The organism is Candidatus Defluviilinea proxima (assembly GCA_016721115.1).
Classification (GTDB): domain Bacteria; phylum Chloroflexota; class Anaerolineae; order Anaerolineales; family Villigracilaceae; genus Defluviilinea; species Defluviilinea proxima.
Genome location: JADKIW010000001.1, coordinates 3,086,501 through 3,111,221, shown reverse-complemented (window position 1 = coordinate 3,111,221; position 24,721 = coordinate 3,086,501). Strand labels below are relative to the sequence as shown.

The 24,721-nt window shown below is 48.7% G+C and carries 22 protein-coding genes and 1 tRNA gene; 9 read left to right on the top strand and 14 right to left on the bottom strand.

The genetic code is table 11. From position 1 onward, the window contains the following. Nucleotides 1-5: 5 nt before the first annotated feature. The 5 genes from IPP66_14450 to IPP66_14430 all read right to left on the bottom strand — a co-directional run bounded on the left by IPP66_14450 (nt 6) and on the right by IPP66_14430 (nt 4,572). Entirely contained in the window at nt 6-1,004 is a 999-nt protein-coding gene (locus IPP66_14450) for a sugar ABC transporter permease (protein MBK9926472.1), read from the bottom strand. A gap of 72 nt (nt 1,005-1,076) precedes the next feature. Then, the gene (locus tag IPP66_14445) at nt 1,077-2,591 is read right to left on the bottom strand and encodes an extracellular solute-binding protein (protein ID MBK9926471.1); all 1,515 of its coding nucleotides are present in this window, start codon (nt 2,589-2,591) and stop codon (nt 1,077-1,079) included. A 104-nt stretch (nt 2,592-2,695) separates the two neighbouring features. Beyond that, entirely contained in the window at nt 2,696-3,718 is a 1,023-nt protein-coding gene (locus IPP66_14440) for a LacI family DNA-binding transcriptional regulator (protein MBK9926470.1), read from the bottom strand. A gap of 333 nt (nt 3,719-4,051) precedes the next feature. After that, a tRNA-Gln gene (locus IPP66_14435) sits at nt 4,052-4,122 on the bottom strand. Between the two features lie 108 nt (nt 4,123-4,230). Further along, nucleotides 4,231-4,572, bottom strand: coding sequence for a hypothetical protein (locus IPP66_14430; GenBank protein MBK9926469.1), 342 nt, complete (start codon nt 4,570-4,572; stop codon nt 4,231-4,233). A gap of 152 nt (nt 4,573-4,724) precedes the next feature. On the opposite strand from IPP66_14430, the gene IPP66_14425 reads away from it, so the two are divergent. The 6 genes from IPP66_14425 to IPP66_14400 all read left to right on the top strand — a co-directional run bounded on the left by IPP66_14425 (nt 4,725) and on the right by IPP66_14400 (nt 13,021). Beyond that, on the top strand, nt 4,725-6,398 hold the full coding sequence (locus IPP66_14425) for a glutamine--tRNA ligase/YqeY domain fusion protein (GenBank protein MBK9926468.1): 1,674 nt from the start codon (nt 4,725-4,727) through the stop codon (nt 6,396-6,398). 241 nt (nt 6,399-6,639) lie between these two features. Further along, a complete protein-coding gene (locus IPP66_14420; GenBank protein MBK9926467.1) occupies nt 6,640-8,403 on the top strand; it encodes an ABC transporter ATP-binding protein in 1,764 nt (587 codons plus the stop codon). Nucleotides 8,404-8,445: 42 nt separating this feature from the next. Continuing rightward, nucleotides 8,446-10,260 (top strand): ABC transporter ATP-binding protein, encoded by a 1,815-nt coding sequence (locus IPP66_14415; protein MBK9926466.1) that lies wholly within the window; start codon nt 8,446-8,448, stop codon nt 10,258-10,260. 24 nt (nt 10,261-10,284) lie between these two features. Beyond that, nucleotides 10,285-11,706 (top strand): RtcB family protein, encoded by a 1,422-nt coding sequence (locus IPP66_14410; protein MBK9926465.1) that lies wholly within the window; start codon nt 10,285-10,287, stop codon nt 11,704-11,706. Nucleotides 11,707-11,778: 72 nt separating this feature from the next. Further along, a complete protein-coding gene (locus tag IPP66_14405; GenBank protein ID MBK9926464.1) occupies nt 11,779-12,411 on the top strand; it encodes an adenylate/guanylate cyclase domain-containing protein in 633 nt (210 codons plus the stop codon). Nucleotides 12,412-12,604: 193 nt separating this feature from the next. After that, the gene (locus tag IPP66_14400; GenBank protein ID MBK9926463.1) at nt 12,605-13,021 is read left to right on the top strand and encodes a hypothetical protein; all 417 of its coding nucleotides are present in this window, start codon (nt 12,605-12,607) and stop codon (nt 13,019-13,021) included. A gap of 40 nt (nt 13,022-13,061) precedes the next feature. On the opposite strand, the gene IPP66_14395 is transcribed toward IPP66_14400, so the two are convergent. From IPP66_14395 to IPP66_14355, 9 genes are read right to left on the bottom strand one after another with little or no spacing between them, the layout of a single operon-like run. Beyond that, nucleotides 13,062-14,537, bottom strand: coding sequence for a glutamate--tRNA ligase (locus tag IPP66_14395; GenBank protein MBK9926462.1), 1,476 nt, complete (start codon nt 14,535-14,537; stop codon nt 13,062-13,064). Nucleotides 14,538-14,592: 55 nt separating this feature from the next. Beyond that, the gene (locus IPP66_14390) at nt 14,593-15,720 is read right to left on the bottom strand and encodes a rod shape-determining protein RodA (protein ID MBK9926461.1); all 1,128 of its coding nucleotides are present in this window, start codon (nt 15,718-15,720) and stop codon (nt 14,593-14,595) included. A gap of 8 nt (nt 15,721-15,728) precedes the next feature. Beyond that, nucleotides 15,729-16,010, bottom strand: coding sequence for a cell division topological specificity factor MinE (gene minE, locus IPP66_14385; GenBank protein ID MBK9926460.1), 282 nt, complete (start codon nt 16,008-16,010; stop codon nt 15,729-15,731). Nucleotides 16,011-16,012: 2 nt separating this feature from the next. Next, nucleotides 16,013-16,810, bottom strand: coding sequence for a septum site-determining protein MinD (gene minD, locus IPP66_14380; protein MBK9926459.1), 798 nt, complete (start codon nt 16,808-16,810; stop codon nt 16,013-16,015). A 32-nt stretch (nt 16,811-16,842) separates the two neighbouring features. After that, nucleotides 16,843-17,532 (bottom strand): septum site-determining protein MinC, encoded by a 690-nt coding sequence (minC, locus tag IPP66_14375; protein MBK9926458.1) that lies wholly within the window; start codon nt 17,530-17,532, stop codon nt 16,843-16,845. Between the two features lie 44 nt (nt 17,533-17,576). Next, the gene (locus tag IPP66_14370) at nt 17,577-19,862 is read right to left on the bottom strand and encodes a hypothetical protein (protein ID MBK9926457.1); all 2,286 of its coding nucleotides are present in this window, start codon (nt 19,860-19,862) and stop codon (nt 17,577-17,579) included. Further along, entirely contained in the window at nt 19,859-20,359 is a 501-nt protein-coding gene (locus IPP66_14365; GenBank protein ID MBK9926456.1) for a hypothetical protein, read from the bottom strand. The genes IPP66_14370 and IPP66_14365 overlap by 4 nt, the downstream gene beginning before the upstream one ends. Before the next feature lies 1 nt (nt 20,360). After that, complete coding sequence (gene mreC, locus IPP66_14360; GenBank protein ID MBK9926455.1) at nt 20,361-21,200, bottom strand: rod shape-determining protein MreC; 840 nt, start codon at nt 21,198-21,200, stop codon at nt 20,361-20,363. Between the two features lie 41 nt (nt 21,201-21,241). Then, a complete protein-coding gene (locus IPP66_14355; protein MBK9926454.1) occupies nt 21,242-22,312 on the bottom strand; it encodes a rod shape-determining protein in 1,071 nt (356 codons plus the stop codon). Nucleotides 22,313-22,450: 138 nt separating this feature from the next. Here IPP66_14355 and IPP66_14350 point away from each other — a divergent pair, with 138 nt between their 5' ends. From IPP66_14350 to IPP66_14340, 3 genes are all read left to right on the top strand, one after another. After that, a complete protein-coding gene (locus IPP66_14350; protein MBK9926453.1) occupies nt 22,451-23,305 on the top strand; it encodes a DegV family protein in 855 nt (284 codons plus the stop codon). 116 nt (nt 23,306-23,421) lie between these two features. After that, the gene (gene udk / locus IPP66_14345) at nt 23,422-24,045 is read left to right on the top strand and encodes a uridine kinase (protein MBK9926452.1); all 624 of its coding nucleotides are present in this window, start codon (nt 23,422-23,424) and stop codon (nt 24,043-24,045) included. 94 nt (nt 24,046-24,139) lie between these two features. Then, entirely contained in the window at nt 24,140-24,652 is a 513-nt protein-coding gene (locus IPP66_14340; protein MBK9926451.1) for a peptidylprolyl isomerase, read from the top strand. Nucleotides 24,653-24,721: the final 69 nt, after the last annotated feature.

The following is a 24,721-nucleotide window of genomic DNA, read 5'->3' as shown; positions in this document are numbered from 1 at the left end:
CCTCTCTAGGGGTTTTCACTAGCGTAGTACACCCAAAAGCGTGCCGACCAGAACAAGACTATCGTAACGAGAAGGATGACCATAAACAACAACCAGGCGAGTGTTGAACCATAAGACATGTTTTGGTTACCAAAAAATGTCTTATATAGGTATAGGTTATAGAACATGGTTGCACCGCCAGGATTGCCCGTACCCGCATTGATTACCAACGGCACAAGGAAGTACTGAAATAAACCAACGACGTTAAGCACCAGATTATAGAAAATTACAGGGGAGATCATGGGGAATGTAACATTCCAGAAACTCTGAAAAGCATTCGCACCATCCACTTTTGCTGCATCATATAAATCAGTAGGAACACCCTGCATACCTGCCAGCATGGTCAACATGGCATTACCGATACCCCAAATACCCATGATCACGTAAGCAGGATATACCCAGTTAATGTCATTAACCCATCCGGGAAGATTTTCTTTTGGAATTCCCATGTTCAACAAAATAAGATTGATCCAGCCATTTTCAGAATTCAGCACTCCGCCCCACAAAAAGACACTGGCAACAAAGGGAATAATATAAGGCATGTAAAAAAGCGAACGGAAGAAATTTTTCCCAATGAGATACGGGCTGTTCATTAACACAGCAATTCCCAAAGGAAATAATATGCCTATCGGCAAAGCAATAAGTCCAAAACGAAGTGTTACCCACAAGGAGCCGGGGGAAGAATTGGGACGCGCATTCCAGACTTGACCATCTTTAAACAAGGTTTCATAATTCTTTAGGCCAACGAACTGAGGAGGGCTCAATACACCATCTGCAATCTTCAGATCAATAAAGGTAAAGAATAGAGTCGCGATTATTGGAATTAGCGTAAATGCTAAAAAGCCAAAAACCCAGGGAGAGATAAAGGTCATCCCGTTATTAAACTCTCGCCGAGCCAATGGCTTCATACCGCGAAGAGATCCACGAGATGGAAGTAATTTGCTTAATTGTGTTAGTTGGTCCATAAAAACACTCCTAGTACGGTGTTAATGGGCGGGTCTATGACTAGACCCGCCCATTTTAGTTACCGAAAAACTTTACTTATTGAAAATGACCGCGAGGTCAGTCTTCAAAGTTTCGCTTTCCTTGTCAATATCAACACCTTCGGTGGTCTTCAAAAGGTTGCCGAATGTGACGGTGCGCTGCCATGCTTCGTTCATATTGGGCATGTAAGCTTCAGCACTCGGAGCATCAGGATAGTTCAAACCTTCGATCAGAACGTCCCAGTTCGTGACAGACGGGTTGGCTGCTTTTTGTGATTCAAGCCAAGGTCCACGGAGGCTGCTGTCTGAGGGGATAGCGCCGTATGCAGGGGGGTGACCTTCGCTACCAACAACCAACTTCTGGATACCAGTGTCGACGAGGTAGGTCATAACTTCGAAAGCTTCCTGCGGGTGCTTGGTGCCCTTCCAAATGCGGAAGGTGTCTGCATCAACGCGGCCATAAACATTGCCATCAGAGAACACAGGCATGGCGCCGAAGTCATATTTGCCGCCGGCATCTTTCAAACCGCCTACGCAGCACAGGTACCAGGAGGGTAATTCAGCCATAGCAATCTTGCCACTGGCGAAGGAGTTACCACTGTTGAAATCAGCACTGCCTTCGATGGCGCCATTCGGAACGAAGGGCTGAGCGCCCCACATGCCTTCATAGTACCACTTCCAAGCGGTCTTCCAAGCATCGGGGATGCGGGCTTCGTAGCTACCAGCGGAACCACCAGGAACGAGGAAGGTTTCATCGGGGCCGGACTTGAAGAAAGAACCCCAATAAGAGGGCTTGTCTTCCCATTGCCAAGTGAAGCCGTATTGTACGACGGCGGTCTTGTCAAAACCTTCATCAAGAGCGTTCTTACCAGCCTTATCGATAGTGAGCATCTGGGCTACGGTCTTGAGGGTTTCCCAATTCCATTCAGCTTCTGTACCATCGGGCATGACATACTTGTCGCCGTACTTGGCAGGCGGGTAGTTCAAACCAGCTTCGTCAAACAAGCCGATGTTGTAATAGATAGCGGAAGGATACACAGCGAAGGGCAGACCAACAGTTCCTTGAGTCGGATCGGTTTGGTACATCTTGACCAAAGCGGGTTCGAACTTGCTGAAATCGTAGTTAGCAGCTTCGAGGTAAGGAGCGAGGTCCAGCCACTGACCGTAGAAAGTGTTGGAACCAACCCAACCGATAGGACCAACGACATCGGGGCCAGCGTTAGCGGCGAATTCAGTCGCGAGTGTGTCCTGAGCGGAAGCGTTCGGGATAACTTCGAGGACCAACTTGATTTTGTCCTGGGAAGCATTGAAGTCAGCCACAACTTCGTTTTCGATCGGGATCTGAGCGGGGTCAGCACCGGTACCGGCACCAACGCTCCAGCGGATCAAGACCTTGCCATCAGCTGTCATGCCACTGTTATCTGTGGCGGGGACTTCAACAACCTGGGTTTCTTTAACAATCTGGGTTTCGACGATTGTCACAGGTGTCGGTGTTGCGCCGCCACCACATGCTGCGAGCATCATCGAGGCGATGATCAACGCAGACAGAACGTACAAAAGTTTCTTCATGGTGAGTTTTCTCCTCATACTAGAATTTTGGATTCGACGGTATTACATTTACATTTTCAATACGACTTATTACTAAGGGCCTCACCTCCTTTACAGAGATTTACTCAAGCATTACAACCACATGAGCGCCGATAAATAATTTCAGTTGGAAGAACTACAACTTCTTCGGAAACATGACTTTCCAACAAACTAAACATTCTTTCCGTTGCGATTCGTCCAACAGTCTCGGTTGGCGCCCGAACCGTTGTCAACGGAGGACTCAAGAACGGAGCAAAACCAAGATCATCAAATCCTACAACTGCAACATCATCAGGCACTTTGATATTATGCTTTTGTAGAGCGATCAAAACACCGATCGCCGCATCATCATCACCTGTGAATACAGCATCGAACGCGACCCGCTTGCCATTTTCGAGAAACTTACTCAAAACTTGGTAGGCGATATCGCGTTCGAAATCTCCATTAAGTACTAAATTGTCATCAAAAGGAATTCCATTTGCCTGCAAAGCAGACCTGTACCCAGTCTCACGGCGAATAGAATCTTCCTGGTGAAGTGGCCCCCGCAAGAAAAGAATACGTCGCTTGCCATGGACCTTAATAAGGTGGTCAATTAATTGATGAGTAATTGCCACGTTTTCAACTGTTACACTGGGAATAGGTAGAAATGAGGGAGGTGTGCGGTGAACCAATACCATTGGAAAGCCACTATCGTGTAATCGCGCAAGGTCTTCGTCGATCAACCCATCTGAAAAAATCAGCAACCCATCAGTGTTATGAGGTCCAATGGGAGGGGTCATATCCTTACGGCTATCCGCATGATAAGTCGCCACGATGAGATTATATCCTTTTTCACGAATCACAGCTTCAACGCCATTTAATAAAGGAACGAAAAAGTCGTTATGTAAATTATTCAATAAAAGGCCAATAACTCGGGTCTTTCGGCTTGCCAAATGGCGGGCAGCAGCATGAGGAACATACTTAAGTTCGGTCATGACATGTTCCAAACGGTCGGAAACCTCAGGGGAAACAGGAGCATTGCGGTTAATATAACGACTTACCGTAGCCACAGAGACACCAGCCTGCTGAGCCACATCACGGATAGTTACAGACGAAGAACGTTTTCTCATAGTCATGTAAACGGTTACAGTAACCGTTTACATTATTTCACATCCCTTCTAGCAAGTCAAGGAGCGTTTTCCTTAAAAAATCTATTAACTTGACATTAATATAAATCACCCTAATGGGTAACATATAACCCTCCATCAACCTTCAATATAAACAGCGATATTCCCCATTGCTATACTTATGCGTTATGTTACAAAGATGTTCATGTAAATAACATCATACATCATAATAAAAGCATAACGTATCCAAAGAAGTCAATTCAAGTTATTTCATGGTGTTACATGGACATATCAAGATAAAATAAAAAAGGCTCCCTTTCGAGGAGCCTTTTGTTGCTGCGGGACGTGGATTCGAACCACGACTCTATCTTCCAGAGAGATATGTCCTGCCATTAGACGATCCCGCAATTCTTATTAGCTGATCTGGAGTCAGCTATCTTGCTATAGATAAGCCCCTAAGTACTAAATCAAGCGGGCGGTATTGTAACATGCGATACGAGAGCGGGCAAGTCGTTTTATTTGCGTGCGCCACGGCGAGTATTATCTTCTATATCAAGCAATATCAATAACCCCTTTGAGACAGCTTGCAAGCCGAAGAAATAGAAAATGCCTGGTAACGGCTCGACAAAATAAGGCTTGAAAATACTAAAAGCATTCAGAAAGTCCATGCCCTTATCGAAAAATAAACCGTTGAAATATTGAGCAGCAAAAAGCATTACTGAAAATATCCAAGATAACATAGAGATCGTCAGCACAATCCACGCAATCACATCTGCCCAACGTGAAAGACGTAACACTCCATCACGCTCAAAATATGCGCCAAAAAATTTTTCCTGTTTGTTGTTTGATTCGCTCATTTCAGCCTCCGTAATGGATTATACCCATACAACCGTGAATTGCGTTTGTTATAATAGGAAAACTCCGTCAGCCATGAAAAAGTTCCGGGAGGCCGTGGCAGGCTGGAGGTCCAATACTGAAGCGAGTGAAAATCCAAATAAAGGCATATTGAATGAATCCAGAAGAATCCAAACCAACTGATTTTATCCGCGAGGCTGTCATCGAAGACCTGAAAAGCGGACGTTTCAACTACGTCCGCACACGTCTGCCACCTGAGCCGAACGGCTATTTGCATATCGGACACGTCAAAGCGTTCATGATCGATTACCTTATCGCCAAGGAAAATGGCGGTGAGTTGATCTTGCGATTCGATGACACAAACCCCGCCAAAGAAGAAACTGAGTACGTAGAAGCAATCGAAGATGATGCACGCTGGCTTGGCATTGAGTGGGTTAAGGTAACGTACGCGTCAGATTACTTTGACGAGTTGTATGAGTGGGCCAAGAAATTGGTCTTGATGGGCAAGGCGTACGTGGACGACCAGACGCCTGATGAAGTACGTGCAAATCGCGGAACACTGACCGAGCCCGGCAAGAATTCGCCATATCGCGACCGTGATGTCGAAGAGAACATGGACTTGCTCGAACGCATGAAGAACGGTGAGTTCCCCGATGGCTCGCGAATTCTACGTGCCAAGATCGATATGGCACACCCAAACATCAACATGCGTGACCCGGCCATGTACCGCATTATCCATGAGCCGCCTCATCACCGCACAGGCAACAAGTGGAACATCTACCCCATGTACGATTGGGCACACGGACAGAACGACTCGATGGAAGGCATCACGCACTCTTTGTGTTCACTCGAATACGAAGATCATCGTCCCTTGTACGAGTGGTTCCCCGAGCAGTTAGGGGTGTTCAAGCCAAGGCAGATCGAGTTTGCGCGTTTGAACATGACCTATACCGTAATGAGCAAGCGCAAACTTCGCCGCCTCGTGGAAGAAAAAGTTGTGAGCGGCTGGGACGACCCGCGTATGCCAACCCTACGCGCGATGCGCCGGCGCGGATACACAGCGGAGGCGATTCTCGAATTCATCCGCCGTGTGGGTGTAGCTAAGAATTACAGTGTGAGCGACGTTTCACTTCTCGAAGCGTGTGTGCGCGAAGACCTCAACAAAAATTCTTTGCGACGCATGGCAGTGATTCGCCCGCTAAAGGTCGTCATCGATAATTATCCTGATGACCTCACCGAAGAGATGGAAGCGGTCAACAACCCCGAAGACCCGAATGCGGGCACACGCAAAGTCCCGTTCTCGAAGGTTATTTATATCGAGCAGGACGATTTCCGCGAAACGCCACCGCCGAAGTATTACCGTCTTTTCCCCGGCAACGAAGTGCGCCTGCGTTATGCCTACTTCATCAAATGCACGCACGTGGTGAAAGACGATGCGGGTGAAGTGATCGAGGTTCATGCAACCTACGATCCAGCGACCAAAGGTGGCGACTCGCCCGATGGGCGCAAGGTTAAGTCTACGATCCACTGGGTCTCTGCGGCGCACGCCAAAGAAGCGGAGATCCGCATGTATGACCGCCTCTTCACAAAAGAAGACCCTGAAGAAGGCGAAGAGGGATTCCTTGCATGTTTGAATCCAAACTCATTAGAGACTCTTACTGGATATGTAGAGCCGCTTCTTTCCACGCCCGAGGTTGGCTCACGTTACCAGTTTGAACGCCTCGGATACTTTTGCGTTGACCGAGACTCCACTGACGCAAAAGCCGTCTTCAACCTGACGGTAAACCTGAAAGACACATGGGCAAAGTTGGAAAAGAAGGCTAAATAACCTTGACAATTCCTTCCCATCCCATGTAGACTGCAAAAGCAATTAAATTCTAAAGATAAAGGAGGCGCACTGCCAATGGTATTGCTTGAACGAATAGCTCGTAAACTACATACTTTTGATCCATCTCGAAGTGCGCCTATTTACCGTCCATAACGGTATCCCTTCTGTGTTCTCAAAAACACGGCGCACAATGCGCCGTGTTTTTTTATTCTTACTCCTTTACAACCTTCATGGTGAAACGATGAACATTTCATTCAAATCATACTGGAATCTCCTTGCCGAGCATATCCGCCCGCAAAAAAGACAGTTCACCCTGCTTGCTATCATGCTCTTCGGCAGTATCGGTCTTAAAATCTTTGCCCCACAAATTATGCGTCAATTTATTGACAAAGCATTGGCTGGCGAAGAATTATCCGCGCTTACCTGGACCGCGATTGCCTTTATCAGTATTGCCCTGACCCAACAGGTTGTCGCAATTGGCGTCACATGGCTTGGCGAAAACGTTTCATGGACGGCCACCAATGCCTTGCGCGCTGAGCTTGCTGAACATACCTTGCACCTCGATATGAAATTTCACAACGACCACACCCCCGGAGAGTTGATCGAGCGCATCGATGGTGATGTCACCGAACTGGCGACCTTCTTTTCGCAATTTGCTTTGAACTTAATTGCAAACGGTTTACTTCTGATCGGGATTCTCGTTGCATTGTTTATCGAAGATTGGCGAATTGGTCTCGCGTTCACAGTTTATTCTTTCCTCACCATATTCATTCTTGGCAAAGTAAAAGATATTGCCGTGCCACATCAAAAAGCGAGACGTGAAGCCGAAGCACAATATTATGGTTTCATCGAAGAACAACTCTCTGGCACAGAAGATATTCGCTCCAGCGGCGCTGTGGATTTTTCTATTCGCGAACTCCACCGATATCAAGGCGAGATATTAGTCCACAACCGTAAATCACATTTCAAACGCTGGATCATCGAAAACGCCATGGGATTGGCACTCACGCTCGGTACATTGCTTGCCATCACTAGCGGATACTGGCTTTTTACAACTGGCATTGTCACCATAGGCACGGTGTATCTCTTCGTGCATTACATTAACCTGCTTGAGGAACCTTTTTGGGCAATGACCCATGAGATCGAAAGCTTTCAGACCATCGGTGCCTGCGTGGAACGTTTAACCGAATTTCGGGCGTTCAAACCAGAGCAAAATCGAAGCGACAAAACAGACATCGGATCTCATCCCTTGGCACTGACGTTCGATGATGTGACCTTTTCCTATGTCATTCCCGAAGGAAACAACAGCACTGACCCAGTTCTCACCCGCATCTCTTTCGACATCAAACCTGGTTCTGTTCTCGGGCTTCTCGGCCGCACCGGCAGTGGCAAAACCACCATTGGACGATTGATTTTTGGTTTATACGATGTCCACAAAGGACAGGTCAAGATCAACAACAAAAATTTATATGATATCCGTCTGGAATCACTGCGACGCAATATCGCCATTGTCACACAAGACGTGCAACTTTTTCGCGCAAGCATCCGCGACAATTTGACCTTTTTCGATCGCACGATATCCGATGAAAAGATCATCGCCACGCTCGAAGAACTCGAACTCGGTGACTGGTTCCGAAGCCTGCCCAAAGGTTTGGACTCTGAACTCGAAACAGGATCAAGATCATTGTCAGCTGGAGAGGCGCAATTACTCGCTTTCACACGAGTCTTCCTGAAAGATCCAGGTCTGGTGATCTTAGACGAAGCGTCATCCCGTCTCGATCCAGCCACCGAACAAAAACTGGAGCATGCCATCGATAAGCTTCTCAAAGGCCGCACCGCCATCATTATCGCCCACAAACTGGATACATTGCACCGCGCCGATGACATCTTGATCCTGGAAAAAGGCAATGTACTGGAATATGGAAATCGCAACACGCTGGCATCAAAACCCGAATCAAGGTTTTATCAATTACTACAAACCGGCATGGAAGAAGTGTTGGCCTAGTGTGCAAGGACGAAATTGTCTCGCCCGCACAAAGGAAATAGAATGACTGAAACAACGCTCGACTCAAATGAAATGAATATCCCGTCCCTGCCTGCATGGAAAGTGATCGCAGAAATGATTCGTTTTCGCTTCTGGCTGTGGGTGATAGATTTGTTATCCGTTTCGCTTATCCGTTTCTGCTGGCAAGTCGCACCTGCGCTCATCATCAAAGCTTTCTTCGATATGATCACCGGCGAGGCACAACTCACTTTCGGCATCTGGGCGATCGTCGTATTTTTGGCCGCCTCATGGCTTGGGCGTGTACTTGCAAGTTACGGTTTTTATTATGCCGATGTGCCGATCTTTTCAGATATGAACACATTGCTCCGTAAAAATTTGTTAAAGCATATTTTGAATCGCCCCGGCGCATCCCAATTGCCCGATTCGCCCGGTGAGGCAGTCAGCCGCTTCAAAACGGACGTGGATCAGATTCCGTTATTTGTGATCCTCGTCAACGATATTATGGTCGGCCTGCTCATCGTTGCCTATTCCATTTACCTGATGACTCAGATCAGCCCGTCGGTCACCGTCATGGCGATGATCCCGCTTGTTATTGTCGGCGTCATTGCAAATATAGCCACCAACCGCATCGAACATTATCGCCGTGCATCGCGGCAGGCCGCAGGAAAGGTCACCGGGTTCATTGGTGAATTCTTCGGCGCAGTGCAGGCCGTGAAAGTGGCGACCGCCGAGAAGAACATCATCGCTCATTTCCATCGCATCAACGATGAGCGCCGCGTATTAACTGTTCGCGAAAAACTATTCGACGAAGTGCTCGGCTCGCTCTATCGAAATACATCCACACTGGGTACAGGTGTGATCCTTGTGCTGGTCGGTCAATCCATGCGTTCGGGCAATTTCACCCTCGGTGATTTTTCTCTGTTCGTTTATTTGCTTCAAAGCATGGGCGACCTCACAACCTTTGGTGGTATGTTATGGGCGCGCTACAAACAACTGAACGTCTCCGTCAAACGCATGTACCGTCTCATGGAAAATGCCCCGTTGGACGCGCTCGTCGAAATTAGCAAAGTGGATCTGGAAGGCCCTTTACCCGAAGTGACCTATCCTGCAAAAACCGCCTCAGACCGGCTGAGCGAATTGACCGCTGAACAATTGACCTTTCACTACCCTGATTCAGTCAACGGCATCGAAAACGTTTCTCTCAAACTCAAACGCGGCTCACTGACTATCATCACAGGTCGAATTGGGTCCGGCAAAACAACGTTACTACGAACATTACTAGGTCTGCTCCCGATGGACTCCGGCACAATTCAGTGGAACGATATGGTCATCAATGAGCCTGGAAATTTCTTTGTCCCGCCGCGTTGTGCATACACGGCACAGGTCCCACGTCTGTTCAGCAACACCTTACGAAACAATGTGTTGCTCGGCATGAACAAAAGCGACAACGAAATTTATAAAGCCGCCAAACTGGCCGTCATGGATCGTGACCTCGAACAACTTGACGACAACCTCGAAACAATGGTCGGTGCACGCGGTGTCAAACTTTCCGGCGGGCAGGTACAGCGAACCGCAGCGGCGCGCATGTTCATCCGTGAACCTGAACTGGTTGTTTTTGACGACCTCTCCAGCGCATTGGACGTTGAAACGGAACGTCAACTTTGGGAGCGAATCTTTTCGTCAACAGACAAAATGACCTGCCTGGTCGTCTCCCATCGTCGCTCACTATTGAAACGCGCCGATCACATCATCTTGCTGAAGGATGGCAGAGTAGAATCGGAAGGCACACTGGACGAATTACTCGTGTCAAGCCAGGAAATGCGCGAGTTATGGAAAATGGAAGAGAATGGACGATAAATCGTCCATCAACAAGAGGAAGACATGGACATCATCACAGGAAAAATCCTTAAATTAGACAATTGGCCTGACGGCAAGATCATCGGCATCGCAAAAGATACTGGGAACAAGTTGATCGAAAATGGATTGGAACGCGAAACGGTTTTGACTCAACTGAATGCCGTTCGGCAAAACCCGGGCAATTTTCTCACCAACCCCGCTTTCGCCGACCTGGCTCGTGAATGTATCCGCACTACTCAAAAAGATGAAACACCCGTAGACGAATTACGGGACGCTCCTCTCCCCTTCCCGATCTGGGGAGAGGAGTATATTGATCGTGAGGCTGTCTCCCAAATGAACAACGCCATGCGCTTACCGGTCACTGTGGCTGGCGCATTGATGCCCGACGCGCACGTCGGGTACGGACTTCCCATCGGCGGCGTACTGGCAACAGAGAACACAGTCATCCCGTATGCGGTAGGAGTTGACATTGCCTGCCGAATGAGACTATCTATTTACGAGGTATCGCCGTATTTGCTCGGACAAAAGAAAGGCTTGTTCGAGAAGGCACTCTGGGATGAAACCGCCTTCGGAATGGGCGCCAAATGGACAGGCAATAAACGGGCGCAACACGAAGTGCTGGACGATGAAGCCTGGTTCGCAACCCGTCAGTTAAAGACGTTGAAAGATACCGCCATGAATCAACTTGGCACAAGCGGAACAGGCAACCACTTTGTGGAGTGGGGATCGTTCGAGTTGCAGGAATCTATGTTTGGGTTGGAGCCTGGTTCATACCTTGCACTGCTCTCACACAGCGGTTCACGAGGTGTGGGCGCAAAGATCGCTGACCGATTCAGCAAACTGGCGATGGAAAAGCACTCTGACCTCGACAAAAGCGTGAAACACCTAGCCTGGCTCAATCTCGATTCAGAAGATGGACAAGAATACTGGCTTTCGATGGAACTGGCTGGGAGGTTCGCTTCGGCGAATCACTACATCATCCACAAACGTGTCGCCGCGGCAGTTGGTCTCAAAGAAGTTGCTGTGGTGGAAAATCACCACAACTTTGCATGGAACGAATCCCTGCCAGATGGGCGTAATGTGATCGTCCACAGAAAGGGAGCGACACCGGCAGGCGAAGGCGTACTGGGAGTCATCCCAGGCTCGATGGGCGACTCAGGGTACGTAGTGAGAGGCAAAGGCGAAGGAAACTCTCTTTCTTCAGCCTCGCATGGAGCGGGTAGGTTGATGAGCCGCAAGGCCGCGCTGAACTCGATTAGCAAATCGGCGCGGGACACGTATCTCAAAGAGAATAATGTCACGTTGCTGGGCGGCGGCCTTGATGAGTCCCCGCAAGCTTACAAACGGATCGAGCAGGTTATCGCCGCGCAAAACGACCTCGTAGATGTGATCGGCAAATTTACGCCGCGCATCGTGCGAATGGCAGACGAGCCGGGCGATATCTGATATTTCACCATAGGTGCGACGCACCCTCGCCTCGAAACTCTTCGGCTATAATCCGCATATAAAGAGGTAACCATGACAAGCAAACCGTCCGAAAAATTTCAAGGTCTCCTTCTCAATTTCTCACAAGCCGAAGATATGGATCTGCGTCGGCGCATTGAAACAGAACTATGGCTGGAATACGGTATGGAGCGGGCGGTCTTTGTGCTCGATATGTCTGGTTTCTCGATGCTGACACGCAAATACGGCATTGTTCATTATCTTTCGATGGTCAAGCGCATGCAGTTGACCACGGAACCCATCGTCAAATCATACAATGGAAGCATGATCAAATACGAGGCGGATAATTGCTTCGCCACCTTCCCCGACTCCCTATCAGCGGTCAACGCGGCGATTGCGATGCAACACGCATTCGAAGCATCCAACCTGATGACATCCGATGATCTGGATATCTATATTTCTTGTGGCATTGATTATGGAAAGATATTGGTCATAAACGGTGAAGATTGTTTTGGTGACGCCGTAAACCGCGCATCAAAACTTGGAGAGGATCTTGCCGCGGCAAGAGAAATTCTTGTCACCAAAGAAGCCATGGAAACCATCCCGGCAGATGCTGGTATCAAAACACGGGAGTTAACTGTTTCCATATCGGGGTTGAACATTATGGCGTATTCGATCGATTATAAAAAGTCACGAAATTTGCCATAACTTGCTTCTTTTGAAGAGCAATACACATCAGTCGTGCGCCAGATTTTTCCTACGCGCAAACCAAAAGGCCGCTTACTGACCCCTTGCCTGTCAATTATTACAAAAAAAATCGTTAACGTTAAAGAATTTATCCCTCGCCAAAAATTGGTCATATAATGTGCCGCACCCCAAACCCCATAAGTGAGGCACCTAAATGTCAAAACCGGCTTTCCGTGTCTATTTCAATCAGAATAAGCAGTGGGTCAACATCTTCGTGGCCAAAGACCCAGCCTACTTCAAGCGTAAGAACCAGTGTCACGCCTATTACATTGCGGCTGAGACCAGAAAACAGCGTCAGGGACTGTTCGGGTATATCTACCTGAGCGAGTTGAACTTCTCCCCCATGGCGCACGAACTGGTCGCGCACGAGGTCCAGCACCTGATCTTCGACTGGGTGCTTACGCGCAAAGGCATGAATATCAACGAGAAGAACGAAGAACGCATCGCCACTATGACCGGCGAAATCTCGCGTAGACTATGGCGCAAGTATGAACGCTGGTCAAGCCCAAGAAGAAGATCCCTGCCACGCAAACAAAGACGCAACCCCCGCAAGACCCGCAAGACCCTTTAATCAAAAACCGCCCGCTCCATTTGAGCAGGCGGTTTACTTTTTACATCTTTTCCAAAATCTCCACGGCCTTCGTCAGCCGTTTCAGCACCTTCCCCCTCCCAATGATCTCCATCGACTCAAACAACGGCGGGCTGACCTTCTGTCCCGTCACGGCCACACGCAAAATACCAAAGACCTGCCCCGCGTTCAACCCACTCCCCTCTACGTAGGCACGCATCGGTGGCTCGGCTATTGTATGAGTCACGTCGGGTAACCCAGACAAAATCTCAAGGGTCTTGCGCGCGATCTCTGCGGACTGCTTCGCATCGAGTCCTTTTGCGACCAAATCAACGGGATTCGGTTCGACATTTTCCTGAAAGAAGAAACTTGCAAACGCGAGACAATCATCCAAAGTGACGAGTCGCTCGCGGATCAACGGTGTGACTTTGAGCAACGCTTCATCATTGACGGGTAAGCCTGCTTTGACAAAATAAGGCTTGATCCTGGCTGACAGCTCCTCGTTCGTCATGAGGCGAATGTGAGTCCCGTTGAAGTGATCCAGTTTTTGGAAGTTAATCGCGGCCGGTGAAGGAGTCAACGAGTCGATGGTGAAACGCTCGATCATTTGATCGAGAGATAACACATCATCTTCCGCAACTCCCCATCCCATGAGTGCGATCCAATTCAGAACTCCTTCGGGTGTATATCCAAGCTCATTCATATCCTTGATGAAAACGGAATGTCCATCCTTCATCGCAATGGATGTATCGCGTTTGCTGAGTTTGCCCTTGCCACTAGGCTTGAGGAAAACTGAAAGATGAACCCAAGTTGGTTCTTCCCAACCAAAGGCACGGACGATTTGCACGTGCAAAGGGAATGTGCCCAGCCACTCAGAACCGCGAAGGACATGTGTAATACCCATTTCATGGTCATCCACCGCAGCGGCAAGATGGTATGTAGGCAAGCCGTCCGTCTTCATCAGAACGTAGTCGTTGAGTTGTTGATTCTCCGTGACAATATCACCACGCAGGTGATCGTGTGCCACAGTCGAGCCTTCGTGCGGCATCTTGAAGCGGATAATATATTTTTCACCACTCGCCACACGTCGCGCCGCCTCATCAGGATCGATGACACGACAAGTCCCATCGTAGTGGGGATTCTCTTTGCGCTTCATCTGTTCCTGTCGCACTTTTTCCAAACGGTCCGGTGTACAGAAACACGGATACGCATGTCCTTTACCTACAAGTGTCTTGGCATATGACTGGTAGATCTCCCTGCGATCGGTCTGGCGATAGGGGCCATGCGGGCCGCCGATATCAGGGCCTTCGTCGTAATCCAAGCCCAACCAATGGAGACCGTCCATGAGTTCCTGTTCGGCACCCGGAACGGTACGTTGGACATCCGTATCTTCGATGCGAAGAATAAACTGTCCGCCCGTTTTTTTGGCGAGCAAGTAACAATAGAGCGCAACACGCGCAGTAGCGACATGCATATGTCCCGTTGGTGATGGGGCAACACGAGTACGTGCAGGTTTCAAGATGAAATATCCTCCAAAACAAGATAAACGACTAAAGTCGTTGCTATGATATAGATTAAAAGTCCATTTGCTTATAGCGCATCGCAACGCTTTCCACAAGTCCGATGCCCAACATGAGGGATGTAAGACCGCTACCGCCATAACTGACGAACGGCAAAGGCAAACCAGAGACCGGCACGATATTCAGGTTCACGCTGATATTGACCATACCCTGAAAGAAGATCAATGTCGCCACACCATACGCAATAGACATCCCAGCAACATCTCGTGCCATCTGGGCGGCACGCAAGCATCTCCATATGATCAATACAATCACAATGACTACGAACAATGCCCCAACAAAACCAAACTCTTCAGATACAGCAGAAAAGATAAAGTCTGTGTGGCGCACTTTTAAGAAGCGCAACTGGGTCTGGGTGCCGTGTCCATATCCTTTGCCGAACAGCCCGCCCGAACCGATGGCGATCTTTGCCTGAGTAATATTATAGGTTTCACCAAAGGTTGCATTAGGGTCAGGCAAAACGAAATTGACGATACGTTGTTGCTGATAGGCCTGTAAAAATGGGATGCGGATACCGGCAACAGAAAGACCAACAACAGCGCCGATCAATACGGCACCCACAACACCAAACAAAGCGATATATTTCAATTCGATTCCGTTGAACCACAGTAAAGCTCCCAGGATGACCATCAACACGACTACGTTACTCAAATTGGGTTGAAGAAGGATCCAGATGCCAAGACCCATTGTCCAAAAGAATGCAAAAAGTATCCACCGCAGGTCACGAGGTTCATTTTGAGTCTTATCGAAATAACGGGCAAGCAGGAGGATGGCGGCAATCTTCGCAAACTCAGTTGGTTGAAGGAACAACACACCCACTTGGAACCAACGAGCCGCACCAAACACTGCCTGGGCGCTGAGATAGAGAGAAAACAAAAGAATGCTTACGATAAAAAAGATGGGTTTGTAGAGTGACAACCAGAAACGATAATCAATTGCCGCAACGACAAAGATAACAACCAACCCAACAAGGGCAAAATAGATCTGGCGATTGATAAGTGGTAGCAACACTTCATTCCCCGCAATTGCTGAACGGATCATGGTTGTGCCAAAAGCCGTGGCAAGCACCACAGCACCCAGCAACCAAAAATCAAAATACCGCCATGAAACATCACGAAGCATAAAACTACTTACTTGGCTTTGGATTTTCTCGATGCCCGACGGCGTGCGGCATTCTTAATGGGAATATCGGCCACTAATCTCTGTGAGCGTCCATCATGCTCCATGCCAAACTGCATGGCTGTCGCATCGATTTCGACGTGACGGCTGATGGTGGCAACCAAATCATCTCGAAGCGATTCAAGCTCGGCAGGAGTCAGATCCGTCCGGTCATGAATGAGGACAAGTTGCAGGCGTTCCTTGGCGCTATCCGCACTATGTTTCTTCCCGAGGAGTTTATCAAAGAATGACATGGTTACTTCCTCCCCGCCAGTTTTTGAATCCGATCCCAAAGGCTATCTGAACTATCCAGATCAAGGAATGGAACTTCTTCACCTTTGAGGCGGCGGGCGATGTTACGAAATGCCTGCCCAGCCTTACTTTTAGGATCTGCAGAAACAGGCACTCCCCGATTGGAACCAACGATCACGCCTTCATCTTCAGGGACAATGCCGATCAATTCAATCGCAAGAAGATCAAGCACATCATCAGCCGAGAGCATATCCTGTTTTTTCACAAGGGCAGGATTGAGACGATTCAGGATCAGCGCCCCTGGACCTTTTTCTTCAGCTTCAAGAATACCGATCACACGGTCCGCATCACGCACCGCACTGACCTCAGGATTGGTCACCACAAGGACACGATCGGCCGGTGCGATGGCATTTTTGAAACCACGCTCAATACCAGCAGGTGAATCGATGAGGACAAAATCACATTCAGCACGAAGGTCTTTCACAACACGGTTCATGTCGCTGGCAGAAACAGCATTCTTGTCACGAGTCTGCGCCGCAGGGATCAGATATAACTCTGGCAGTTTCTTATCACGGATCATTGCCTGTTTCAAACGACAACGACCTTCGATCACATCTACAATGTCATACACGATGCGATTCTCAAGTCCGAGAATCACATCGAGGTTGCGGAGACCAATGTCACCGTCAATACAAACCACTTTAGACCCGCTGGAAGCAAGTGCAACAGCAAGGTTTGCAACAGCGGTGGTTTTTCCAACCCCGCCCTTTCCAGATGTAACGGTGACGACTTGTGCAGGCATAATGGTTTTCCTGTAGTTAAGATGGGCGTGGACTAGCCGGGCGACCAGTCTTCAGCCTGTAGTTTTCCAAATTCGTTGATGCGAGCGATCTGCGGACGAGGCTTGGTTTGTGTTTGCGATTCCAACGTTGCAGATACTTCATCTGCGATACGCAGTTGCATGGGCAGAAAGTCCAGTGCACAGACAACAGCTTCACGGTTACCTTTTAATCCTGCATGAACCATACCACGTAGGCGTCCCCAGATTATAACGTTCCCGTCCGCTACAATTTCGGCGCCGGGATTCACATCTCCTAGAACTACTACGTGACCAGCAAATTCAATCCGCGTTCCCGACCGAAGCGTACGATCCAGAAACAAGGCAGTCTCGTCACCAAGGTCTTCTACTGCAAAGCGACGGGATTCTTCCGGTCTTGGTTTTGAAATGCGGGTGGCGAGGCCAAGCAATTGCGAGGTTTGCTCAGTAGTAGGCGATTCGCTGAGCACCGCCCAAAGAAAAATACCTCGTTCCGATAGTTGATCGCGCAAGGATACAAGGTCGTTGACATGTAATACCTGGCTCGCAACATCCAAAGCAAGACGCGCACCCTGAAAAAAAGACGGTTGTGCATCTACCTGTGTCATCAACGCGGTGAGTTGATTTTCCCACGAAGCATCACTCAATGAGACAAGAAGTCCATCGCGCAGGCCTTTAATTTGAATCAGAGAGTTTGTCTCATTCATAGATGAAGTGTTCATAAAATTATAGCATTAAGTTCCGGGTGGTCTTATCCACCGGAAGTTTTGGCAAGATCAACAGATTTCAATTCAAAATAGGCTTGCATGACACGCGCCACGATCGGTGCTGCAACTGTACCACCTTCTTCACCGTTATACACAAATGCAACGATAATGATCTCCGGGTCATCGAAGGGCGCATACGCTAAGGTCCACGCATGCGTAGGCCACGAACCAAATTGACAACGTCCTGCTTTGTTCGCAACATCGTCACAATATTCGGCTGTACCTGTCTTACCTGCGACTGCAACAGGCAAAGGATATTCAGTATTAAATACATTAAAAAGAGTGCCGAGCGGATCAGATGTAACCGCCAAGCGAGTACCTGTACGCACAGCTTCAATTGACTCAGGCTTTACGATCTTCAGTTCACCGGTCGGGTCACAATATCCAGCATCGCAATTCCATTCTTGAATTTTTGGTGTCTGAGGGTCAGTGAGGTCCCATTTTATATTTGGCGTGAATGGAGAGATCTGATAACTTCCTTGTGGCGGAGTCAAAAGTACTTGATCAGGTTTGGCAGGATTGATCCACACCGTCTGGACATTTCCACTTGACTCTGCAATTTGCTTTCCCATGTATATGGAAAAGTCTTTTGGATCAAACCAGGCAGGGATTACACGCCCTTCGTCATCAAGGACCTCCTTCACAATGGTCGGCTGTACCAGTTTGCCACGATTGGCAATCGTTGCCCCAGACAACAAAACCTGCAAAGGCGTAACCAATACATATCCCTGCCCCACGCTGGCAATATAGGTATCGCCTGTAGACCAGTTCTCCCCTTGATTGATACGTTTCCACTGTGGGGATGGGACAAGCCCGTTCTCTTCACCAGGGAGTTGAATACCAGACCGTTCACCATATCCCAACGCCCGCGCATATTCACCCAAACGATAAATGCCCAATCCTTCCTCGATCTCATTTTCAAAGCCGCCACCGAGCTTATAAAAACATACGTTACTCGAATAAGCGATACAGTGATAGAAATCCAAAGCGCCGAAGCCTGCTCCATTGATCACACCGCGCCTGTTGTAGATCCAATCTACGAAAGGACGGGAATTTGCATCTGTACACGGATCATTGGGAGAAAATCTTTCACACAAAACAAGTTTCCCGGGTGTCTTTACAATATCCCCCGGTTTAATGACGCCTTCGTTGAAAGCACCGGTCGCCGTGGTCAGCTTATAAACGGATCCTGGCGCAAGCTCTCCAGAGATGGCCGTGTTCACCAAAGGATGTCGCGGGTCTTCAAACAATTGATTGTAATAGTAACCAGGAATAAACCTTGCCATCCGGTTGTTTTCATAGGTTGGCCAGGACACCATCGAGAGGATTTCGCCAGTCTTGGGATTCATCGCTATGACTACACCACTTGAAATGCGATCAGTTCCAAAGTAAGCATTCCAGGATTTTATTTCATCTACCAAAGCAGTCTCTGCGGCTTTTTGTAAACGGGTATCAATGGTTAAAACCACATTGCCACCCGGCGTAGGCGGAACTGGAGGCTTTAGGTTTCGGACTATGGCACCTGCCACATCTCTTTGGACAATTCGTAAACCATTCCTACCGATCAAAAGGTCATCAAGCGATGATTCCACACCAGAGTAGCCGATCTTGTCACGGTTAACAACGAAACCAAGCTTTTCATAATCTGCTTGACTTACTGCAGGGATCGGCCCCAAGAATCCTATGACATTTGATGTCAACGAGCCAGTTGGATAATCCCGAACAGGCTCAATTTCTACTGCCACACCAGGCCAATCCACTGCCTTCTCGCCAACGACTCGTGCCAGTTCTTCGTCAACATTACAGGCTATCTTGACAGGTGTATAAGGAGCTAGAGATGCCCCAAGCTCAACCATATCCGCGATCGTGGGGCCTGGTACACAAGCAGAAAATAATTTTGCGAATTCGAGCGTCTCATCCGTAACTGGGCCACCAGCGGGAACACCCGTTAATTCTGAGACATCACGATAGATCCGTTGAATATCTGCATCATCATCGGGAAGGCTGGCAGGCGTGATCACAATATTGTAGGATGCCACATTGCGAGCGAGAACATACCCATTACGGTCGTAGATGATACCGCGTTGAGCAGGGTCAGTGATCGACAACGTATAGTTCTCAGTGGCTTGAGCTGTCCATGTTGAAGTATCAAACACCTGTAAATTGGCGAGGCGAATTACGATCGCCGCTACAAACACGAACATGACTCCATAAATAACAAGCAAACGCCATGTTGGAACTTTATATCGATTGGTCGTTCCTGAATTCATTCAACCTCCGGGGACGGATACATCCAGTGTGCAAGATCACGCATAACAGCATACACCGGAATGGCAAATAGCATATTCAACAAAACACTCGGAAGCGTTAACAACCCAAAAGCATCGCGAATCTCTATCGAGACGCCGATGACGCGAAGAGACACCAGCGAAAGAACACCTAAAACTATAGTACCTAAAAAGGTAACTGTGAACATGGCTAACAAAGGAGCCTGCCATACACGCATTCGTAAAACCTTGGCCAACGCAACCACAAGGATATAAGCAACAACAGGTACAGCCCAATTGATGCCGGAGACAAATCCTACCAATGCACCTGTCGCCACCGCCCAATGCCACGCAGAATCGACCTGGTCCTGTAATGCCCAAGCGGTAAGCATGACAAGCGGAAGGTCTGCATAGCCGGAGAGTAGAGTAATTCTGCTGACCACAGCCGATTGCAGAATCACAGACAAAAGAATCACTGGAACTGCTATAAGATTTTTCATTTTATGGGGATGGCAACAATGGGGAAATATCCACAGGTTTAAAGTTCACGATAACAAGGACAATCTGCAAACGATTGAAGTCTACAACAGGTTGAATGGTAGCTTGTTGGAAAAGATCATAATCCCGTGAGCGGACATTGACCACCTGTCCAACGATCAGGTCTGGAGGGTAACCACCACCCAAACCAGATGTCAAAACGAGATCACCGGTCTCCACAACCGCATCTTGCGGAATCAATTGCAAGACCACGTCGCCAGTCACAGAGCCGATCAAAGACGCTTCCACTTCTGCGTTCTGCAGGCGAACATTGACACTCGAAGCGGGATCAGTCACCAGTTGGACACGAGCCGCATCCGCGATGACAGCATCCACACGGCCAACCAAGCCTTGATCGGTCACAACAGGCATCCCACGCAAAATCCCATCATTTGATCCACGGTTGATGATGACATAATGAAGAAATGGACTCGGGTCACGTCCGATCACGGCCGCAGCCTTGTAAGTGTTTTCAGGCCTTGCACGCGAAAAATCAACCAATGCGGCAAGCACTTGCGTCTCACCCACTTGTTGTTGGAGTTGGATCACCTGTGCCTGAAGATTGGCAACATCGTTCTGCAATTGCGTATTTTGCTGACGCAGGGATGCAATATCACGTGGCGATGTGAAAAAATCCTGCACGGCAATAAAGCGTGAAGAGAACCAGGATTGCGCATTGATCAATGTATCAGTGAACACGTTGGACGCACTGCTAAAGTACCCACCCAATGCAAGCGCCATCACTCCCCCCACGACCAGGAAAATGATCGTTGTTTGAATCGTACGTGAAAAAGAATTCCTCATGTTAGTGTGCTATAAAGTCGCCACAAAGGGCGCAATACACTTTACAGTGTATGACGTGTACTACCGCGTTCCAAGCCGACCAAATAGCGGCTCAAAACATCAAAGTCTTCGAACACCATACCAGCGCCACGTGCCACACAAGTAAGTGGGTCTTCGGCAACCCAAACACGCAACTTCAACTCATCGGTCAAGCGATCTGCAAGGCCTTGCAACAAGCCCCCGCCTCCCGCCAGACAAATGCCAACATCCATCAAGTCCGAAACGATCTCAGGCGGGACCTCATCCAATGCGTCACGGATCGTATCCACGATCACTTGCACTGAACCAGATAATGCCTCACGCATTTCTATGGAAGAGACTTCAATGCTCTCAGGTAAACCGGTGACAAGGTTGCGACCACGTACTTCCATTGTCTTTTCAGGTTGAAGCGGATATGCAGAACCGATCTTCCATTTGATCTGCTCAGCGATCCCTTCGCCAACCAGCAAGTTGTATTTATTTCGCAAATACTGGACGATATCCTGATCCATTTCATCGCCAGCCACACGCAGTGAACGGGAAGCCACTACACCGCTCATGGACAGCACAGCCACTTCAGTCGTCCCGCCGCCGATATCTACAACCATGCTTCCATGAATATCTGAGACGGGAAGCCCCGCTCCCAACGCCGCGGCAATTGGTTCCTCGATCAAATAAGCGGCTCTCGCCCCTGACGCCATGACCGCATCATAGACCGCTCGCTTCTCCACTTCCGTCACGCCGGTGGGGATACCCACAACCACACGCGGACGAGGTAGTGGTACAACACTCTGCTCATGGACACGACCAATAAAGTATTCGAGCATAACCTGTGTAATATCGAAATCTGAAATCACGCCATCGCGCAACGGACGGACAACAGCCACATTTCCAGGCGTACGGCCCATCATTTCCTTGGCTTCCAGGCCAATCGCCAGCGGCTGGCGCAAACGTTTATCTATTGTGACCCAGGACGGTTCATTAATAACGATACCCTTTCCGCGCACATTCACCAAAGTGTTCGCGGTCCCCAGGTCGATCGCTATATCTAATGAAAACAGGCCTAATAGCCAATTAATCGGGTTAAACGCCAAAGTCGGCTCCTCGATGAGAGTTTCAAAGCAATAACTTGCGGAAGTATTATACCTAACAATTCGTATCCTCGTGTCAGACAATGTGTTTAAGACAAAAGTGGAAAGACCAAAATTCCAACCAATATAAAAGGAGCGGGCATGTCAAAGATCGCGTTTGTAACAGACAGCACGGCATATATTCCCCGGGAAGTAAGGGAGAAGTACCCAATCACAGTGGTTCCCCAAGTGGTCATTTGGGAAAATGAGACATTTGAGGATGATGTAACTATCACATCTGAACAGTTCTATACACGGCTAAAGACCGCCAAGGTCATGCCATCCACTTCGCAAGTTTCCATAGTCAACATGCATAAGACCTTTAACAATCTTATCGAGCAAGGATATGAAGTACTGGGCGTATTTCTCTCATCCAAATTGTCTGGCACACTACAATCTGCCACACTCGGACGAGAGGAGCTTGCCAGTGGCAAGGAAAAGGTCCACATCCTAGACTCTGAAACAACGGCCATGGCAATGGGCTTTCAGATTCTCACAGCCGCACGCGCCGCAGTAGACGGTGCATCCATGGCTGACTGCAAAGCACTCGTTGAAAAAGCACGCGCCCACACTGGCCTGTACCTTACGGTTGATACTCTTGAGTTTCTGCATCGTGGTGGAAGGATCGGGGGAGCACAAAGGTTCCTCGGAACAGCACTCAACCTCAAGCCCATCCTGACCGTTGAAGGCGGACGTGTGGAAGCGTTGGAAAGAGTCCGCACACGAGGCAAGGCACTCGATCGCGTCGTCGAATTGATCGCGGAGAAATGTGCTGGTAAATCACCGGTCCACATCGCCACGTTACACGCCAACGCAGAAAGCGATGCGAAGATACTGGTTGATAAGATATCGCCTCTAGTGAACCCTGTGGAAACAGTCTTCGCCGCAGTCAGCCCAACGGTAGGAGCGAACACAGGCCCAGGTACAGTTGGCCTCGCCTATATGGCAGGAATGTAAGATAACCCAATCCCCTCTCCAATCGAGAGGGGATTTTATTATTGCATGTTGTCCACAGACACAAACTTTGCTTTTGAAAAAGCGCCATTTATGTCTGCACTGGGTATAATTCGAGCATGCAACATCCAGACCCCTTGGTCATCGGCATTGCAGGCGGATCAGGTTCAGGAAAAACGACAGTTGCCCAAGAGATCTTGCAACGCGTTGGGCCAGACCGCATTGCATTCCTTCAACATGACTCTTACTACAAAGATATTAGTGGACTTCCTCCTGCACAAAAAGCAGAAGTCAACTTCGATCATCCCAACTCACTCGAAACAGAACTCCTGATACAACACATCGCGTCTCTTCGTAACGGGAAATCTGTTGAGGTCCCGATCTACGATTTCTCCACTCATAGCCGCACCAGCCAAACATTTACAGTTCAACCGCGTAAAGTCATAGTCGTGGAAGGGATTCTCATCTTCACCGAAGCCGACCTACGAAAAATGTTTGACTTAAAAATCTTCGTGGATACCGACTCCGACCTACGCTTCATCCGCCGACTCGAACGCGATATCACCGAACGCGGACGAACAACCGAGTCTGTCATCCGGCAATATCAAGCAACTGTTCGCCCTATGCACCTCGAATTTGTAGAGCCATCCAAACGATATGCAGATGTTATCATCCCCGAAGGTGGACACAATGCCGCCGCGCTCGATATGGTCGTAGCGCGAATTGAAGCCTTGTTAAAATAGATTGTAAAATTCTTTAGTCTCTCTTTCGAGATCGGGAAAGAAGGGAGACTAAAGAAGCATCACAAAGTAACATACTACTCATAAGGAGAAAATAATGGCAAAACAATGGACTACCCCACCCGCAATGCAGATCGACCCCAAGAAAAAATACAAGGCACACATGGAAACCGACAAAGGCACCATGGTCATCGAACTCTTCGCCGATAAGACCCCCAATACCGTTAATAGTTTCGTATTTCTCTCCCGCGAAGGATTCTACGATGGTGTTATCTTTCACCGCGTAATTGACAACTTCATGGCACAGGGTGGTGACCCCACCGGCACCGGCATGGGCGGCCCCGGTTACAAGTTCGGTGATGAATTCCACCCCAGCCTCAGGCACGATAAGCAAGGCGTACTTTCCATGGCAAATGCAGGTCCAGGCACAAACGGCTCACAATTCTTCATCACACACGGGCCCACCCCCCACTTGGACAACCGCCACAGTGTTTTTGGTCAAGTTGTGGAAGGGCTTGATGTGCTCATGTCCATCCCGCCGCGTGACCCAAACAACCGTAACGCACCTGCGGTGAAAATCGTCAGTGTCACCATCGAAGAAAGCGAATAAGAAATTCCAGAATGAAATTCAAGAGCGCGCAGAGTCATAAACAACTCATGCGCGCTCTTTATACGCTTC

What these genes read in the sequence shown, in the direction of transcription:
- IPP66_14450 (MBK9926472.1), bottom strand. Translation starts at nt 1,004, where the DNA reads ATGGACCAACTAACACAATTAAGCAAATTACTTCCATCTCGTGGATCT.
- IPP66_14365 (MBK9926456.1), bottom strand. Translation starts at nt 20,359, where the DNA reads ATGAAAAATCTTATAGCAGTTCCAGTGATTCTTTTGTCTGTGATTCTG.
- udk (MBK9926452.1), top strand. Translation starts at nt 23,422, where the DNA reads ATGCAACATCCAGACCCCTTGGTCATCGGCATTGCAGGCGGATCAGGT.
- IPP66_14440 (MBK9926470.1), bottom strand. Translation starts at nt 3,718, where the DNA reads ATGAGAAAACGTTCTTCGTCTGTAACTATCCGTGATGTGGCTCAGCAG.
- IPP66_14425 (MBK9926468.1), top strand. Translation starts at nt 4,725, where the DNA reads ATGAATCCAGAAGAATCCAAACCAACTGATTTTATCCGCGAGGCTGTC.
- IPP66_14370 (MBK9926457.1), bottom strand. Translation starts at nt 19,862, where the DNA reads ATGAATTCAGGAACGACCAATCGATATAAAGTTCCAACATGGCGTTTG.
- minD (MBK9926459.1), bottom strand. Translation starts at nt 16,810, where the DNA reads ATGCCTGCACAAGTCGTCACCGTTACATCTGGAAAGGGCGGGGTTGGA.
- IPP66_14390 (MBK9926461.1), bottom strand. Translation starts at nt 15,720, where the DNA reads ATGCTTCGTGATGTTTCATGGCGGTATTTTGATTTTTGGTTGCTGGGT.
- IPP66_14415 (MBK9926466.1), top strand. Translation starts at nt 8,446, where the DNA reads ATGACTGAAACAACGCTCGACTCAAATGAAATGAATATCCCGTCCCTG.
- minC (MBK9926458.1), bottom strand. Translation starts at nt 17,532, where the DNA reads ATGAATGAGACAAACTCTCTGATTCAAATTAAAGGCCTGCGCGATGGA.
- minE (MBK9926460.1), bottom strand. Translation starts at nt 16,010, where the DNA reads ATGTCATTCTTTGATAAACTCCTCGGGAAGAAACATAGTGCGGATAGC.
- IPP66_14410 (MBK9926465.1), top strand. Translation starts at nt 10,285, where the DNA reads ATGGACATCATCACAGGAAAAATCCTTAAATTAGACAATTGGCCTGAC.
- IPP66_14405 (MBK9926464.1), top strand. Translation starts at nt 11,779, where the DNA reads ATGACAAGCAAACCGTCCGAAAAATTTCAAGGTCTCCTTCTCAATTTC.
- IPP66_14420 (MBK9926467.1), top strand. Translation starts at nt 6,640, where the DNA reads ATGAACATTTCATTCAAATCATACTGGAATCTCCTTGCCGAGCATATC.
- IPP66_14340 (MBK9926451.1), top strand. Translation starts at nt 24,140, where the DNA reads ATGGCAAAACAATGGACTACCCCACCCGCAATGCAGATCGACCCCAAG.
- mreC (MBK9926455.1), bottom strand. Translation starts at nt 21,200, where the DNA reads ATGAGGAATTCTTTTTCACGTACGATTCAAACAACGATCATTTTCCTG.
- IPP66_14350 (MBK9926453.1), top strand. Translation starts at nt 22,451, where the DNA reads ATGTCAAAGATCGCGTTTGTAACAGACAGCACGGCATATATTCCCCGG.
- IPP66_14430 (MBK9926469.1), bottom strand. Translation starts at nt 4,572, where the DNA reads ATGAGCGAATCAAACAACAAACAGGAAAAATTTTTTGGCGCATATTTT.
- IPP66_14400 (MBK9926463.1), top strand. Translation starts at nt 12,605, where the DNA reads ATGTCAAAACCGGCTTTCCGTGTCTATTTCAATCAGAATAAGCAGTGG.
- IPP66_14445 (MBK9926471.1), bottom strand. Translation starts at nt 2,591, where the DNA reads ATGAAGAAACTTTTGTACGTTCTGTCTGCGTTGATCATCGCCTCGATG.